Genomic DNA, 14,461 nt, shown 5'->3' with positions numbered 1-14,461 from the left:
CGGTCACTTCTCCAGGTTGTTGTCGATGGTCTTGACCGCGTTCTCCCAGGCCTCCTTGGGCGACTTGCCCTGGGTCACGAGGATGACGCCGTTGTCGGTCAGGCCCTGCTGGATGATCTGGTCCTTCGGGCCGACCACCTGCACCGGGAGCTCCGCGGCCAGCGGCGCGTAGATCTGGCCGATCGGGGCGTCACCGGTCATCTTGTTCTTCGCGTCCTTCACCTCCGGCAGATCGTACGCGGCCTGCGCGGTCGGGAAGCTGCCGCGCTTGGCGAAGAGCTTCGCCTGCTGCTCGGGCGCCGTCAGCCAGGCGGCCAGCTTCGCGGCCTCCTCGGCGTTCTTGCCCGACTTCGGCACGGCGAGGAAGGAGCCGCCCCAGTTGGCGGCCTTCGGGGGCACGGCCACGTCCCACTTGCCGGCGCTCTCCGGCTTCGACTTGCTCTCGATGTAGCCGAGCATCCACGGCGGGCAGGCCATCGCGGCGAACTTGCTGTTGGAGATCGTCGTCTCCCAGGCCGGCTGGAACTGCGTCTGGTTGCCGACCAGACCGTCCTCGGCTGCCTCGGCCGTCAGGTCGAACGCCTTCTTGACGGCCGGGTTCGTCTTGTAGATGACCTTGCCGGAGGCGTCGTAGAACCGCTCGTTCTCACTGCCGATGATGGCGTTGAACAGGCCGCCGGGCGAGTCCATGAAGGTGGTGCCCTTGGGGGCCTTCGCCTTGTAGTCCTTGCCGGTCTCGACGAGCTTCGCCCAGTCGCCGGTCCACAGCTTGCCGACCTCTTCGCGGTCGGTGGGCAGGCCGGCCGCCTCGAACAGGTCCTTGCGGTAGCAGATGGCCATCGGACCGACGTCGGTGCCGAGCCCGATCGTCGAGCCGCTCTTCGCGGTTCCCTGCTGCCACTTCCAGGGCAGGTAGTCGCTCTCCTTGCCGTACTTCGACAGGTCGACGAACTTGTCGGAGTAGTTGTTCACCACCTCGGCGATGTTGCCGACCTCGATGCCCTGGATGTCCTGCAGGCCACTGTTGGTGGTGAGGTGGTTGACCAGCGGAGGGTAGTAGTTCTCGTTCCGCTCGATCACGGTCTGGTCGATGTCGATCTTCGGGTTCAGCTTCTCGTACTCGGCGTAGAGGCCGGCCTCCTCGAAGCCGAAGCTGCCGAAGAGCCCCAGGGTGATCTTGGTCTTGCCACCGCCACCGCCGTCCGACGACGAACCGTCCTCGTCCTTGCCGTCGTCAGCACAGCCGGCCAGCAGCCCGGCGCCCAGCGCGGCGACGGCCGCGATGGCCACCGTCCTGCGCGTCCTGCGGGCGATACGGGTGCCCCCGCCCGACCGGAGCCGGGAGTGGGGGAGGGTACGTGCTCGCATTGCGTCCTCCTGATGCCCTGACGTGCCGACCCCCCGGCCAACTGCGTTGTTGGGCCCTTTGGTTCATGCTGCGGCTCGGGCGGGGAACGTGCGGGATGTGTAAGTGCCAGGTACTGTGGGAGCGCTCCCACGAGTGATGTGTTGAAGAGTCGTCGGTTCGTGCGGGGGTGTCAAGGGAGCGGGCGCGGAGAGATGTCTTCGGTTATCGGGCTGTTAACTAACCCGGGGACCGACGGTCGGGCATGCCCGGAAGAGGGTGGGCCGGGTGAGGGTGGGGCTTCAGAGGTCGGCGGGAACAGGGGGTGGGGTGAGGGGTGGGGGCGGGGGTCGTCGGGTTCGGTTCGGGTGCTGTCCGGGGCCGGGGCTCGGGTGGCGCACTGTTGGACTCGTGTAACCGGTTGGCCCGGAGGAGGCGTGGTCGACGGCGATGGTCGACGCTGGACGGACCGATCACCGACCGGCCGAGGTCGGGCCACCGACCGGTCACGGGTGGGTGGCCCCCGGCGGCGTCGAAACCCGAATGACCACTTCCCGGACGTCGTACGAGGATCAGGACTGTTAGATTCCACGCCAGCGCGGTGTGAACGGGAGGCGACCATGGTGGCAGGCCACGGAGCACGGGGCCGGAGCGGTGGGCGGCCGACGTTGGAAGAGGTCGCCGCTCGGGCCGGGGTGGGCCGGGGGACGGTGTCCCGGGTGATCAACGGTTCGCCCCGGGTCAGCGACGCGACCCGCGCGGCGGTCGAGGCGGCCGTCGCGGAGCTGGGCTACGTCCCGAACACGGCGGCCCGCGCCCTCGCGGCGAACCGCACGGATGCGATCGCGATGGTCGTGCCCGAGCCGGAGACCCGCTTCTTCGCGGAGCCGTACTTCTCCGACATCCTCAAGGGCGTGGGCGCCCAGCTGTCCGACACGGAGATGCAGCTCCTGCTGATCTTCGCGGGCAGCGACCGGGAGCGCCGCCGCCTGGCCCAGTACCTGGCGGCCCACCGCGTCGACGGCGTCCTCCTGGTCTCGGTCCACGCGGACGACCCGCTCCCCGATTTGCTGTCACAACTGGAAATCCCGGCGGTCATCAGCGGCCCCCGCTCGGAGCACGAGACGCTCCCCTCCGTCGACTCCGACAACTACGGCGGCGGCCGCTCGGCGGTGGAGCACCTGATGGAACGGGGCCGCACCCGGATAGCCACCATCACCGGCCGCCTGGACGTCTACGGTGCCCAGCGGCGCATCGAGGGCTACCGGGAGGCCCTGGAGGACGCCGGCCGCGAGGTCGACGAGCGCCTGATCGTCCCCGGTGACTTCACGGAGGAGGGCGGCCGCAGGGCGATGAAGGAACTCCTGGCCCGCTGCCCGGACCTCGACGCGGTCTTCGCCGAGTCCGACGTCATGGCCGCCGGTGCCCGCCAGGTCCTCCGCGAGGCCGGCCGCCGCATACCCGACGACGTGGCGTTGGTCGGCTACGACGACTCGGCCATCGCCCGCCACATGGACCCCCCGCTCACCAGCGTCCGCCAGCCCATCGAAGAAATGGGCCGAGCCATGATCGACCTCCTCCTCGACGAGATCGCGGACCGCCGCCCGGCGGTGTCACGGGGGTTGGAGCGGCGGCAGGTGGTGCTGCCGACGGAGCTGGTGGCGCGGGCTTCTTCTTGAGGGATGATCGGGCGGTTGATGTCGGACCGCCCACGGTCGTGTACGGCGGCGGGCGTCACGGGCGGTGGTCGCGGCCGTCCCGTGGGGCGAAGGCCGCCAGGGCGTCGGCGTCGGTCGCGCGAGCGTGCAGGAAGTAGTCGGCCCACTCGTGAGGACGATGCGATCGGCGGCACCGACGTCCGGCTCGGCGAGCACCGCCTCCAGGGCCGGCAGGACTCCATGGATGTCGGACAGCACGGCAACGCGGTTCGGCATGGTCACCACAGTGAGGCGAAGGCAGCCGAGCCGCGCGATCTTTCGCCCGCCGCGTACACCGCCCACAGCCGCGGCTCGGCCTCCGGGCGCCGCCATCACCGATGGACTCGTGAACTGCCTGGGGGTGCGTGCGATCGGGCGAGTGGGGGAGCGTCAGCCGGTGGGTTCGTCGTTTTCGCGTTCGATCACGAAGGACCCCTTGCCGACGACTGTCCGTACGTAACCCATCTCGGCCAGCAGCACCAACGTCTTGCGGGCCGTCCCCCGCGCGATTCCGAACTCCTGCATCAGCCGGTCGACGCCCGGCACGGCGCGGCCCAGTGCGTATGTGCCGTTGCCGATACGGGAGATGAGGACTGCCGCGAGCTGCAGGTACAGCGGGTCGGCCGCTTCCGGGTCCAGTTCGGCGGCCATGAGGCGCACCTCTGCGTACCACGGTCTACGAATGGGGTCCGCAGTGATCGAGTGCGGCACGGACCTGGTTGAGTCCCTCCAGTCTCCAGTGGCGCCGGGCGGGCATGTTGTCGTCGCGGCGCCAGCGCCAGGCTGAGAACATCGCCCAGTTCAAAGCGCGGCACTGGTGAATCAGGTCGTGGTCCGCCCCCGGATAGTGCTGTCCCACTTCTTCGGGTGCATGGCCGAGGTCGAACTCGATCGGCCCGCGGCAACACGTGGCGAGGTCTACGAAGAGCGGCCCTCTCCTCGTGTTCAGGAGGTTGCCCGGATGCGGCTCGCCGTGCAGCAGTTGGTCGCCTGTTCTGTCGGCGCTGATCGCGGCGCTGAGTCCGCGGAGTGTCTCGGCGAGCAGTTCCCGGTCGGAATCGGGCAGTTCGGGGGAGTGCTCCCGGTCGTTCACCTGTCTCAGTGCCACAGCGACTCGTTCGGTGAAATGCGGTGCGTCCAGATCGATCCGACGCAGGGCGGCATGGTGGCGCAGGAGCACGTCCGCGTAGTCGGCCGGTGAGATCTCTGATCGCACCGGTTCGTAGTAGGTCCAGAGCGAGACGGCGAAGGCGTCACGCACATGGACGCGGGCCTCGACCCGAGGGTCGAGCCCGGCCACCGGAGCGTCGACGTCGGCGAGACGGCGAGCGACCTCCACCTCGAACGCGGAATCAGCCAGATGCCCCGAAGGCGCGACCCGAGCCAGAACATCGCAAGGGGCCAGGTGCAGCGCGACGCGGTCCGAGTTCTGGATGACGGTCGCGTCGTCGACCTGAAGGCCCAGCTCCGAAGCGGTCGCCCGCCCTGCCTCGACCGCGAGGCGGAGTTCCACCGGCTCCATCCCGTCCTCCCTCGTTGTTGCGTGCACATGGCCATGGGCGTCACTACACCGGACCTGTGGCGCCCAACGCTACGTGGAAGTACGGGAGTTCAACGGGCGCATGCCATGGCTGAGAGGCTCGCCGCTGCCATGCTCCTCACGCATCGGTGCCCGCGCTGTCGGCCTGACATCTCCGAGGACGCGGCCCGCGTCCGGCGCTACGGCTCCTGCTGACGGCCATGGCGGGTCAGGAGACGTTGCCGCGGAGTGGGTCGCCGATGAGGCCGTCGGTGTAGGTCACGTACTTCGGGGTGAAGGTGCCCTTGCCGGTGATGGAGCCGGAGACGTTCTCGCCCGGGGCCAGGTCCACGGTGTCGATCTGGTTCTGGTCGACGGCCAACTCGGACGCGTGCTTCGTGCCGTCGGTGTCAGTGATGGTGAAGTAGAGCGGGTTGACGCTGATCGTCTCGTCGCCGTCGTTGGTGATCGTCACCTTGACGCTGGTGTAGTCGCTGCCGTCGGCGAGGACACTCGCGGAGAAGGCCGCCTTCTCCGCAGAGACCTTCACGGGTGACTCGGGCGCCGCCTCCTCGGCCGGCTCCTCCTCCTGAGCCGCCACGTCGCCCTTCTCGGCCCGGTCGCCCTTGACGCCGCCGTCACTGCCGGCCGAGCCACCCTTGCCGTCGTCCCCGGCGGTGGAACCTCCGCCGGCGACGGCACCGAAGACGCCGATCAGCACGAAGAGCACGACCACGCCCAGACAGCCGAGCCCGACGATCATCCCGACCGGCGTCTTCTTCGGCGGCTGCGGAGGCGGCCCACCCCAGCCCGGCTGCTGCTGTGGTCCTCCCCAGCCCGGATGCTGCGGCACTCCCGGTCCGGACTGTTGTGGGTACTGATGACTCATGACGCCCCCCTTGGCGGTGATTTGCGCGTGAGGCGTGAACTTAGTGGATTTCAGGGGCAGATGAGGGCGATCGGATGGTTATGTGACCCGGGAGAGTGGTGGTCGCCCGCACAGGAATCCGAGAGCCCCGATGCCGGCCATGGGGGCAGTCTGGCCACCATGGAGAACTTCCGTGGCAAGGACGGCGCGAGCGCCCACCCGCTGGTGGGCGTGGATCTGATCGAGGGCCCGCCGGAGGCGTATCTGTCCCGGATCGGTCATGTGTTCCGGGTGTACGAGAAGCAGGACTCGGGGTGCAGGGCCTACGGCGTGCGGCTGCCGGACCACGACGAGCGGTGGTTCGTGAAGACGGCGGTCGCCACCGAGGGCCGACGCTCGCTGGAGGCCTGGCGGGGCGTGGCGCCCGCTGCCTGATCCCGCGATGCGTGGGCCGGTGGGCCTGCCGTCAGTCCTGGTCCCGCTGGGGCAGATGCCGCAGGCACTCGGCGACCGCCGCGCTCACGGCGTTCACCGTGGCCGGAGCAGGAGAGCCGCCGGCCGTCCGAGGACGTTCGGGGACGTCCGGTCATGTCCGGGACGCTGCGGGACCGTTCGACGGCATGAGCATTCCCACTCGGCCCGGCTTCACTGGCGGCATGACCGATAAATCACATGCCACGAAGCGTTCGACCGGGCAGGGAGCGCGTGCGACGGCTCGTGCCGCGCTCGCGGAGCGCGCACTCGATTTCATCGCCCTGGTGGGCTTGCTCACAGTGGTCACGGCGGTGTTCCTGCTGGCCGGCCACGAAGCCTTCGCCGCTGTCACGTCTGTCGGCACAGGCCTGTTCGCGGCCTGGCGAGGCCACCGCCGGCAGACTTGACGGAACAAGTGGCGGATCAAGTGAAGAAACAAATCCGGCCCCGGTCCGCTTTCGCGGACCGGGGCCGGACTCTCAGGGTGAGTGACGGGACTCGAACCCGCGGCATCCTGGACCACAACCAGGTGCTCTACCAGCTGAGCTACACCCACCATGACCGGCGGTTCGTCCGAAGGTTTCACCGACCGGCCGAGAAAAAGTGTACAGGGTCTTCAGGGGTGCCCGCGCACGCGTTTCGGTGGGGGGCCGGCCGGGGCCCTGGGAGGCCCCGGTGCGGGGTCACCCCGCGGGCAGGACGTGCTTCGCGGCGATCGTGCGGGCCGTGTCCGAGTCGGGGCCGGGGTGCGGGACGAAGATCGCCTCGCGGTAGTAGCGCAGCTCGGCGATGGACTCGCGGATGTCGGCGAGGGCCCGGTGGTTGCCGTTCTTCTCGGGGCTGTTGAAGTACGCCCTCGGGTACCAGCGGCGGGCCAGTTCCTTGATCGAGGAGACGTCCACGATGCGGTAGTGGAGGTAGTTCTCCAGGGCCGGCATGTCACGCGACAGGAAGCCGCGGTCCGTGCCCACCGAGTTGCCGCACAGGGGGGCCTTGCCCGGTTCCTTCACGTGTTCCCGTACGTACGCCAGGACCTGCGCCTCCGCGTCCGCCAGCGTCGTGCCGCCGGGCAGGGCGTCGAGCAGGCCGGACGCGGTGTGCATCGCGCGCACCACCTCCGGCATGGTCTCCAGTGCCGAGTCCGGCGGGCGGACGACGATGTCGACACCTTCGCCGAGCACGTTCAGCTCGGAGTCGGTGACGAGGGCGGCCACCTCGATGAGCGCGTCGTCTGACAGCGAGAGGCCGGTCATCTCGCAGTCGATCCACACCATGCGATCGTTCATGTGTCTCACCTTACGGCCCGTGACAGCCGTACGGCCCGGTCCTGCACCAGGGTGATCACAGGGTGATCAGGTGCGGGACCGGGCCGTCACACAGCCGTGCGGGCTACGGCGCGCTGCGCTGCCCCGGCAGCCGGCCCGTCGCGTACAGCTCCGGCTTGGCGCCCTCCGTGGAGAGGGACGCCGACGGCGCCAGGGCGCTCGCCGCGGCCGTGCGCCGGGCCTGGAGCGGCACCGGGGCGTGCTCCGGCGACACCGGGGACGGCCCCGGGACGCCGTGCGGGCCGTCGTGGTGGTCGCTGTGCTTCTCGCCCTGCGGACGCCGGGCCCGGTACGCCGCCCGGTACGCCGCCGGGGACGAGCCCAGCTGCCGCCGGAAGTGCCCGCGCAACGCCACCGGCGAACGGAAGCCGCAGCGCCCCGCGACCTCGTCCACCGAGTAGTCCGACGTCTCCAGGAGCCGCTGCGCCTGCAGCACGCGCTGAGTGATCAGCCACTGCAGGGGAGCGCTCCCGGTGAGCGAGCGGAACCGGCGGTCGAACGTACGACGGCTCATGTACGCCCGTGCCGCGAGCGTCTCCACGTCGAACTGCTCGTGGAGGTGCTCCAGCGCCCAGGCGACGACCTCGGCGAGCGGGTCGGCGCCGATCTCCTCTGGTAAAGATCGATCGAGGTAGCGCTCCTGGCCGCCCGATCGACGTGGTGGGACGACGAGTCGACGGGCCAGGGCCCCTGCCGCCTCGTTCCCGTGGTCGGTCCGCACGATGTGCAGACATAGATCGATTCCGGCCGCGGTGCCGGCCGATGTCAGTACGTCGCCGTCGTCCACGAAGAGTTCTCGTGGGTCGACGTGTACGGACGGATAGCGTTTGGCCAGCGTCGGCGCGTACATCCAGTGTGTCGTCGCGGGCCTGCCGTCCAGCAGACCGGCGGCGGCCAGCACGAAGGCGCCGGTGCACAGCCCTACGATGCGGGCCCCCTCTTCGTGCGCTCGGCGCAGTGCGTCGAGCGCTTCCTCCGGCGGCGGTGAGGTGATCGAACGCCATGCGGGCACGACCACCGTGCCCGCCCGCGAGATCGCCTCAAGGCCGTTCGGTGCGGTGAGTTCCAGGCCCCCTGTGGTCCGCAGTGGGCCGTCCTCGCCCGCGCACACCAGCAGGCGGTAGCGCGGTACGCCGGCGTCCTGGCGGTCGATCCCGAACACCGACAGTGGTATGGAACTCTCGAAGATGGGGCCGCCGCTGAACAGCAGCACCGCGACGATCTCCTTGCGGCGTCGCCCGGACAGCTTCCGGGCCGCGGCTTCCGGCGCGGCGGTGGAGTCGTGGCTCATACTGCTAAGCCCCCCTCGGTGGTCGCGGCTCCTCGGTTGTGTCGCTCCTGCACGTTTCCCCTTGGTCCTGCACGAGTCCCCCGCCGTAAGACAGTCATGATCGAATCTACTGTGTCCCGTGGTGCCGGCGTGACCAGTTCGCCATCCGGCACATTGTCGACATGGCAACTTGGCGTGAAGCATTCGATCACGAAGCGTTGCACTCGTGGGCCGTGCAGGGAAGTACGCCTCGTCCCAGTGGCCGGTCCACGTAGGGTGCGCGCGGCCCCTGGACCCCTTTCAGCGCAGGTCGAACGGGGGGTGGAGGGGTGTTCGGCCAAGGGATGTGCAGGTGGCCGAAGTTGGCTGAAAAGATACGGGGGTGTGCGCGGAAACCGGTCAGTCGACCGGCGTACTCGGGCCGGAGTTCCGTCCGCCCCTGTGCGCCCCGGAAGCGGGGCGTCCGCGTCGGCCGCGGTGGGGGGTGCGATCTTCGGCCATCGAACGGGCCGCGCGGGCCGCTCCGCGTTCGGACTGGCGGAGGAGGACGCGGCAGACGCCGGTGACAGCGGCGAGGCCCAGGGCCGCGCCTGTCGCGCCGGCGAGGGAGGTGCCGTACCAGACGAGGACGACCGGGACGAGGACGCAGCTGAACGCCGCCCAGCGGACCACGTCCGTGGCGGTGTCGGTGGGGTGGGGTGTGGGTGCGGCCGTGGGTGCGGGTGGCTGGGGCGTGCCGGGGGAGGCCGGGGGGATCTCGTCGGTTTCGGGGGCGGATCGGGGCGCGCTGCGGTGTGCGGACACTGCGGGCTCCCTCCTGGCTCCCTCGGGTTCGGCTTACCGGGGTTCAACGCGTGTTCGACCTGTCGGTCACTGGTACTGCTACTGCTTGATCGGATTGCCGTGGGGACGGGCACCCCATCGTCCCCAGCGGCACGGCTGCCCACAGCTACGACGGCCATGCGTGCGCGCCCCTGAAGGGCTGCGCCCTTTCGGTTCCGCCGGTCCGTCCTCCCGTGGAAACCGGCTGTACGTGGCAGCAACCATTGCGTTACGGGGCGGTGCTCGTGCATGCTCCCTGGAACCCCGCGCAGCCGGTGCGGGATCTGGGCGGAGGAGGCGTGCGGTCGTACCCTTGGGGGTATGGGGTTGGGAAGATGATTCCCGGACACGGCTCCGCCGCACACTGACGTCCCATCCACGTCGTCCCACACGAGGATCCAAACGCCGAGACACCCATGGCCGGTCAAGAATTCTTCGACTCCGCGGACCGCAAGCGGCGGCCCGTCGCCGATCACACGGCGGCCGAGCCCCTTGCGGCGGAAGAGACACGCCCCTCCTGCGATCCCGCGTTCAAGCACGGCGTCGTCGTCGGCTTCGACGGTTCGACGTCCAGTGAGCGCGCCCTCGCGTACGCCATCGGCATGGCCCGCCGCTCCGGTTCGGGCCTGATCATCGTGCATGTGGCCAACCGGCTGCCCACGACCGTCTGGGCCGGCTGCGAGCCACCCGTCTTCGTCGACGTCCCCGATCACCGCACCGAGGTCCTCGGGCTGGAGCTCGCCTGCGCCGACTATCTCGCCGAAGTGCCCTGGATCCTCGTCGAGCGTGGTGGCGACATCTGCCATGAACTCGAAGAGGTGGGGCGGGAGTACGAGGCGGACGCGATCGTCGTCGGGTCGACGCACGGGCTCGTCGGGCGGCTCTTCGGGTCGGTCGCGGGGCGGCTCGCCAAGCGGGCGCAGCGGCCGGTCATCGTCATTCCGTGACGTTCCGGGTCACTTCCGGAAACGTATAAGTCTACTGGCGCGTAGGGGTGTTTGTGCTCTTGTGAAGGGCATAACCCGCGTGATGCCGGACAGAGTGGTGTGACGGCCACGGTAGTTGGCAGCGGCGCTCGGGTGTTGGGCGAACCCGGTGTTGTCGAACGGACCCCTTGGTGATGGGTGGCATCACCAAGGGGTCCGTCTTCGTTGTGTGGCCTCCGCGGGTGCGTGGGGGTTGCTCGCGCAGTTCCCCGCGCCCCTTAAAGGCAAAAGCCCGTCCGCACCCTTTCCCGGAAAGGCGCTCCTACTCCACCGTCACCGACTTCGCCAGGTTCCGCGGCTTGTCGATGTCGCGGCCCAGGGCCAATGCCGTGTGGTAGGCGAGGAGTTGGAGGGGGATGCCCATGAGGATCGGGTCGAGTTCGTCCTCGTTCTTGGGGACGACGATCGTCTGGTCGGCCTTTTCCTGCTCGCGGTGGGCGACGGCGAGGATCCTGCCGCTGCGGGCCTTGATCTCCTCCAGGGCGGCGCGGTTCTTCTCCAGCAGGTCGTCGTCGGGGACGATGGCGACCGTCGGGAGGGCGGGCTCGATGAGGGCCAGGGGGCCGTGCTTCAGCTCGGAGGCGGGGTAGGCCTCGGCGTGGATGTACGAGACCTCCTTGAGCTTCAGGGATGCCTCACGGGCCACCGGGTAGCCCCGGACGCGGCCGATGAAGAGCATCGAGCGGGCCTCGGCGTACTCCTGGGCCAGCTTCTTGATCTCCTCCTCCTGTTCCAGCATCTCGGAGATCTGGGCGGGGAGCCGGCGCAGGCCCTCGATGATCCGCTTGCCGTCGCGGACGGAGAGGTCGCGGGTGCGGCCCAGGTGGAGCGCCAACAGCGCGAACGCCACGGTGGTGTTGGTGAAGCACTTCGTGGAGACGACACAGACCTCGGGGCCCGCGTGGACGTAGATGCCGCCGTCCGCCTCACGGGCGATCGCCGAGCCGACGACGTTCACGACACCCAGCACCCGCGCGCCCTTGCGCTTCAGCTCCTGGACGGCCGCCAGTACGTCGTACGTCTCGCCGGACTGGGAGACCGCGATGTAGAGGGTGTCGGGGTCGACGACCGCGTTGCGGTAGCGGAACTCCGAGGCGGGCTCGGCGTCCGCGGGGATACGGGCCAGCTCCTCGATCATCTGGGCGCCGATCATGCCCGCGTGGTACGAGGTGCCGCAGCCGAGGATCTTCACCCGGCGGATCTGGCGCGCCTCACGGGCGTCCAGGTTGAGGCCGCCGAGGCGCACGGTGGAGAAGCGGTCGTCGATCCGGCCGCGCAGCACACGGTCCACGGCGTCGGCCTGCTCGTGGATCTCCTTGTGCATGTACGTGTCGTGGCCGCCCATGTCGTACGAGGCCGCCTCCCACTCCACGGTGGTGGGCTCCGCCGTGGTGCGGGTGCCCTCCGTGGTGTAGGTGCGGAAGTCGTCGGCCTTGAGGGTGGCCATCTCGCCGTCGTCGAGGGTGACGATCTGGCGGGTGTGGGCGACCAGAGCGGCTATGTCCGAGGCGACGAACATCTCCTTCTCGCCGATGCCGAGGACGACGGGGGAGCCGTTGCGGGCGACGACGATACGGTCGTTGAAGTCGGCGTGCATGACGGCGATGCCGTACGTGCCCTCGACGATCCGCACCGCCTGGCGGACCTTCTCCTCCAGGGTGGTCGCCTGGGAGCGGGCGATGAGGTGGGTGAGGACCTCCGTGTCGGTCTCGGAGAGGAACTCGACGCCGTCCGCTTCGAGCTTCTTCCGCAGCTCGGAGGCGTTGTCGATGATGCCGTTGTGGACGACGGCGACCTTGTTGTCGGCCGACATGTGCGGGTGGGCGTTCACGTCGGACGGGGCGCCGTGGGTGGCCCAGCGGGTGTGGGCGATACCGGTGGTGCCCTTGAAGCGCGCGGGGACCTTGGCCTCCAGGTCACGCACCCGGCCCTTGGCCTTCACCATCTTCAGGCCGGCCGTCTTGGGCGAGGTGACCACTATGCCCGCGGAGTCGTAACCCCGGTACTCCAGGCGCTGCAGACCCTCCAGGAGCAGCGGCGCCACATCGCGCTTGCCGATGTAACCGACAATCCCGCACATATATACGTATCCCCTAGCCGTAGACGATGCGGCGCAGCTGCCTGAGCGTGAGCTCCGGTGGTGCGACCGCGCGGTATTTCAGGTCCGCCTCGATCTGTTCGAAGATCGCCGCGTTCACCAGGCCCTGGGCCTGGAGTTCGCGGTGGCGGCGACGGACGTACGTCTCGGTCGTCTCGTCGAAGTAGGCGAGCACGTCCTGGATCACACGCAGCGCCTCGCCCCGGCTGAGGGGCGAGGATCGCGTCAAATGATCAACAAGTTCGTCGTGCACTCGGTAGATCCTGGGGGACGGGAGAGGGTTTCGCAAGAAATCTGCCCGATATCGGGCAGGGTGCTGTTACTGCCCCTTGGGTGAACGTTGAATGTGTTATGAGGGGCTGTTCGTGAGCTGTCCATGCGGAGGCCCGTATCCCGTCGCCTGAGGCGACGACTTTCGGACGCTATGGACATACCTCGCATGGGCGTACCCGAGCGGCTGGCCGAGCGCATGAGCATGGCCGAGCAGCACGAGTACCTGCGCTCCAAGTTCTCCCGGCGCTCGATGATCAGAGGCGGCGCCGTCACGCTCGGCGCCGTCACGGGTGGCGCGTTCGTCCCGGCCACCGCGGCCCGGGCCGCCACCCCGGCGGCCCTTCGCACCTCCGTTCCGACGCAGGCCGGTACGGGCACCGAGCGCGTCGACGGCTCCTTCGTCGCCCCCTTCGGCCGTCACCTCGCCTTCGGCAACGACCCGCGTACCGAGATCACCGTCTCGTGGCAGGTCCCGGTCGCCGTCAAGAAGCCCTTCGTCCGGATCGGCGCCCACCCCCAGGACCTCTCCCGCAGGATCGACGCCGAGGTCCGCACCCTCTACACCCCGGCCGGCGTCGGTGCCAGCGGCGACCACACGCAGTACTACGTCCACGCCGAGCTGACCCACCTCAAGCCCGGCCGCACCTACTACTACGGCGTCGGCCACGCCGGCTTCGACCCGGCCGAGCCGCATCTGCTGGGCACCCTCGGCACCTTCACCACCGCCCCCGCCCACAAGGCGCCCTTCACCTTCACGGCCTTCGGCGACGAGGGCGTCGGCTACCACGGCCTCGCCAACAACAGCCTGCTGCTGGGCCAGAACCCCGCCTTCCATCTGCACGCCGGTGACATCGCCTACGCCGACCCGGCCGGCGCCGGCAAGACCGCCGACACGGGCTTCGACTCCCGGGTGTGGGACCAGTTCCTCGCCCAGACCGAGTCCGTCGCCAAGTCCGTGCCGTGGATGCCCGCCTACGGCAACCACGACATGGAGGCCTGGTACTCGCCCAACGGCTACGGCGGCGAGGAGGCCCGCTGGAACCTCCCCGACAACGGCCCCGACCGGAAGAACCTGCCGGGCGTCTACTCCTTCGTCTACGGCAACACGGCCGTCATCTCGCTCGACGCCAACGACATCTCCTTCGAGATCCCGGCCAACCTCGGCATCTCCGGCGGCACCCAGACCAAGTGGCTGGAGGCGCAGCTCAAGAAGTTCCGCGCCTCCCGTGACGTCGACTTCGTCGTGATCTTCTTCCACCACTGCGCGTACTGCACCTCCACCGCGCACGCCTCGGAAGGCGGCGTGCGACAGGAGTGGGTCCCGCTGTTCGAGAAGTACTCGGTGGACCTCGTCATCAACGGCCACAACCACCAGTACGAGCGCACCGACGTCATCAAGGGCGGCGCGGTCAGGAAGAAGCTGCCGATCGGCGGCACGGCGTACCCGGAGACCGAGGGCGTGGTGTACGTCACGGCGGGCGCGGCCGGCCGCAGCCTGTACTCCTTCACCGCCCCGCTGTCGTACGAGGGCCACGAGAACGACGTCGAGTCCGTCTCCTCCTACATCAACACCAAGGACGGCAAGCAGAACGAGACCGTCACCTGGTCGCGGGTGCGATACCTCGACTACTCCTTCCTGCGCGTGGACGTGAAGCCCGCGCCGAAGGGGCACTACGCCACGCTGACCGTGCGCGGCATCGCCGAGACGGGTGCGCGGGTCGACCACTTCACGGTGGCGCGCCGGGCCAAGTGACCGTCACCGGCCGGCGTTGAACCGTCGGGGA

At 69.2% G+C, this 14,461-nt stretch carries 14 protein-coding genes, 1 tRNA gene and 1 pseudogene; 5 read left to right on the top strand and 11 right to left on the bottom strand.

Translation table 11 applies throughout. The features are described from left to right. Nucleotides 1-3: 3 nt before the first annotated feature. Nucleotides 4-1,368, bottom strand: coding sequence for an extracellular solute-binding protein (locus ABT147_RS22810; RefSeq protein ID WP_351408963.1), 1,365 nt, complete (start codon nt 1,366-1,368; stop codon nt 4-6). Between the two features lie 600 nt (nt 1,369-1,968). Between ABT147_RS22810 and ABT147_RS22805 the strand changes: the two genes are divergently transcribed. Further along, nucleotides 1,969-3,024 (top strand): LacI family DNA-binding transcriptional regulator, encoded by a 1,056-nt coding sequence (locus tag ABT147_RS22805; protein WP_351409145.1) that lies wholly within the window; start codon nt 1,969-1,971, stop codon nt 3,022-3,024. Nucleotides 3,025-3,159: 135 nt separating this feature from the next. On the opposite strand, the pseudogene ABT147_RS22800 reads toward ABT147_RS22805, so the two are convergent. The 4 genes and pseudogenes from ABT147_RS22800 to ABT147_RS22785 form a co-directional block, all read right to left on the bottom strand. Next, a pseudogene (locus tag ABT147_RS22800) lies at nt 3,160-3,279 on the bottom strand (metallophosphoesterase family protein); the annotation flags it as partial. 153 nt (nt 3,280-3,432) lie between these two features. Continuing rightward, on the bottom strand, nt 3,433-3,693 hold the full coding sequence (locus ABT147_RS22795; RefSeq protein WP_351408961.1) for a GntR family transcriptional regulator: 261 nt from the start codon (nt 3,691-3,693) through the stop codon (nt 3,433-3,435). A gap of 25 nt (nt 3,694-3,718) precedes the next feature. Then, complete coding sequence (locus ABT147_RS22790; RefSeq protein WP_351408959.1) at nt 3,719-4,564, bottom strand: aminoglycoside phosphotransferase/kinase family protein; 846 nt, start codon at nt 4,562-4,564, stop codon at nt 3,719-3,721. Nucleotides 4,565-4,790: 226 nt separating this feature from the next. Beyond that, nucleotides 4,791-5,450, bottom strand: coding sequence for a DUF4352 domain-containing protein (locus ABT147_RS22785; protein WP_351408957.1), 660 nt, complete (start codon nt 5,448-5,450; stop codon nt 4,791-4,793). A 159-nt stretch (nt 5,451-5,609) separates the two neighbouring features. Between ABT147_RS22785 and ABT147_RS22780 the strand changes: the two genes are divergently transcribed. Together ABT147_RS22780 and ABT147_RS22775 are read left to right on the top strand one after the other, a co-directional pair. After that, on the top strand, nt 5,610-5,864 hold the full coding sequence (locus tag ABT147_RS22780) for a hypothetical protein (RefSeq protein ID WP_351408955.1): 255 nt from the start codon (nt 5,610-5,612) through the stop codon (nt 5,862-5,864). Nucleotides 5,865-6,049: 185 nt separating this feature from the next. Then, on the top strand, nt 6,050-6,310 hold the full coding sequence (locus ABT147_RS22775; protein ID WP_351408953.1) for a hypothetical protein: 261 nt from the start codon (nt 6,050-6,052) through the stop codon (nt 6,308-6,310). Nucleotides 6,311-6,386: 76 nt separating this feature from the next. Here the strand turns inward: ABT147_RS22775 and ABT147_RS22770 are convergent. The 4 genes from ABT147_RS22770 to ABT147_RS22755 all read right to left on the bottom strand — a co-directional run bounded on the left by ABT147_RS22770 (nt 6,387) and on the right by ABT147_RS22755 (nt 9,302). Then, nucleotides 6,387-6,459 (bottom strand) — tRNA-His (locus ABT147_RS22770). A gap of 127 nt (nt 6,460-6,586) precedes the next feature. After that, nucleotides 6,587-7,189 carry an oligoribonuclease gene (gene orn, locus ABT147_RS22765; RefSeq protein WP_351408951.1) on the bottom strand — a complete coding sequence of 201 codons (603 nt, stop codon included), beginning with the start codon at nt 7,187-7,189 and terminating at the stop codon, nt 6,587-6,589. A gap of 103 nt (nt 7,190-7,292) precedes the next feature. Beyond that, complete coding sequence (locus ABT147_RS22760; protein WP_351408949.1) at nt 7,293-8,519, bottom strand: helix-turn-helix domain-containing protein; 1,227 nt, start codon at nt 8,517-8,519, stop codon at nt 7,293-7,295. 378 nt (nt 8,520-8,897) lie between these two features. Next, nucleotides 8,898-9,302 (bottom strand): hypothetical protein, encoded by a 405-nt coding sequence (locus ABT147_RS22755; RefSeq protein WP_351408947.1) that lies wholly within the window; start codon nt 9,300-9,302, stop codon nt 8,898-8,900. Between the two features lie 434 nt (nt 9,303-9,736). Between ABT147_RS22755 and ABT147_RS22750 the strand changes: the two genes are divergently transcribed. Next, nucleotides 9,737-10,267 carry a universal stress protein gene (locus ABT147_RS22750; protein WP_037703396.1) on the top strand — a complete coding sequence of 177 codons (531 nt, stop codon included), beginning with the start codon at nt 9,737-9,739 and terminating at the stop codon, nt 10,265-10,267. A 301-nt stretch (nt 10,268-10,568) separates the two neighbouring features. On the opposite strand, the gene glmS is transcribed toward ABT147_RS22750, so the two are convergent. Then, on the bottom strand, nt 10,569-12,386 hold the full coding sequence (gene glmS / locus ABT147_RS22745; RefSeq protein WP_351408945.1) for a glutamine--fructose-6-phosphate transaminase (isomerizing): 1,818 nt from the start codon (nt 12,384-12,386) through the stop codon (nt 10,569-10,571). Between the two features lie 13 nt (nt 12,387-12,399). Then, nucleotides 12,400-12,657: a hypothetical protein gene (locus tag ABT147_RS22740; RefSeq protein WP_152169078.1), complete on the bottom strand. Its 258-nt coding sequence runs from the start codon at nt 12,655-12,657 to the stop codon at nt 12,400-12,402. A gap of 186 nt (nt 12,658-12,843) precedes the next feature. Between ABT147_RS22740 and ABT147_RS22735 the strand changes: the two genes are divergently transcribed. Beyond that, a complete protein-coding gene (locus ABT147_RS22735) occupies nt 12,844-14,430 on the top strand; it encodes a purple acid phosphatase family protein (RefSeq protein WP_351409143.1) in 1,587 nt (528 codons plus the stop codon). Nucleotides 14,431-14,461: the final 31 nt, after the last annotated feature.

Source organism: Streptomyces sp. NPDC001868, assembly GCF_040297125.1.
GTDB lineage: Bacteria > Actinomycetota > Actinomycetes > Streptomycetales > Streptomycetaceae > Streptomyces.
This window is presented reverse-complemented; position numbering and strand designations above follow the sequence as displayed.

Excerpts from the sequence above, each read along its gene's own strand:
- ABT147_RS22810 (WP_351408963.1), bottom strand. The coding sequence starts at position 1,368 with ATGCGAGCACGTACCCTCCCCCACTCCCGGCTCCGGTCGGGCGGGGGC.
- ABT147_RS22795 (WP_351408961.1), bottom strand. The coding sequence starts at position 3,693 with ATGGCCGCCGAACTGGACCCGGAAGCGGCCGACCCGCTGTACCTGCAG.
- ABT147_RS22790 (WP_351408959.1), bottom strand. The coding sequence starts at position 4,564 with ATGGAGCCGGTGGAACTCCGCCTCGCGGTCGAGGCAGGGCGGGCGACC.
- ABT147_RS22785 (WP_351408957.1), bottom strand. The coding sequence starts at position 5,450 with ATGAGTCATCAGTACCCACAACAGTCCGGACCGGGAGTGCCGCAGCAT.
- ABT147_RS22780 (WP_351408955.1), top strand. The coding sequence starts at position 5,610 with ATGGAGAACTTCCGTGGCAAGGACGGCGCGAGCGCCCACCCGCTGGTG.
- ABT147_RS22775 (WP_351408953.1), top strand. The coding sequence starts at position 6,050 with ATGAGCATTCCCACTCGGCCCGGCTTCACTGGCGGCATGACCGATAAA.
- orn (WP_351408951.1), bottom strand. The coding sequence starts at position 7,189 with ATGAACGATCGCATGGTGTGGATCGACTGCGAGATGACCGGCCTCTCG.
- ABT147_RS22760 (WP_351408949.1), bottom strand. The coding sequence starts at position 8,519 with ATGAGCCACGACTCCACCGCCGCGCCGGAAGCCGCGGCCCGGAAGCTG.
- ABT147_RS22750 (WP_037703396.1), top strand. The coding sequence starts at position 9,737 with ATGGCCGGTCAAGAATTCTTCGACTCCGCGGACCGCAAGCGGCGGCCC.
- glmS (WP_351408945.1), bottom strand. The coding sequence starts at position 12,386 with ATGTGCGGGATTGTCGGTTACATCGGCAAGCGCGATGTGGCGCCGCTG.
- ABT147_RS22735 (WP_351409143.1), top strand. The coding sequence starts at position 12,844 with ATGGGCGTACCCGAGCGGCTGGCCGAGCGCATGAGCATGGCCGAGCAG.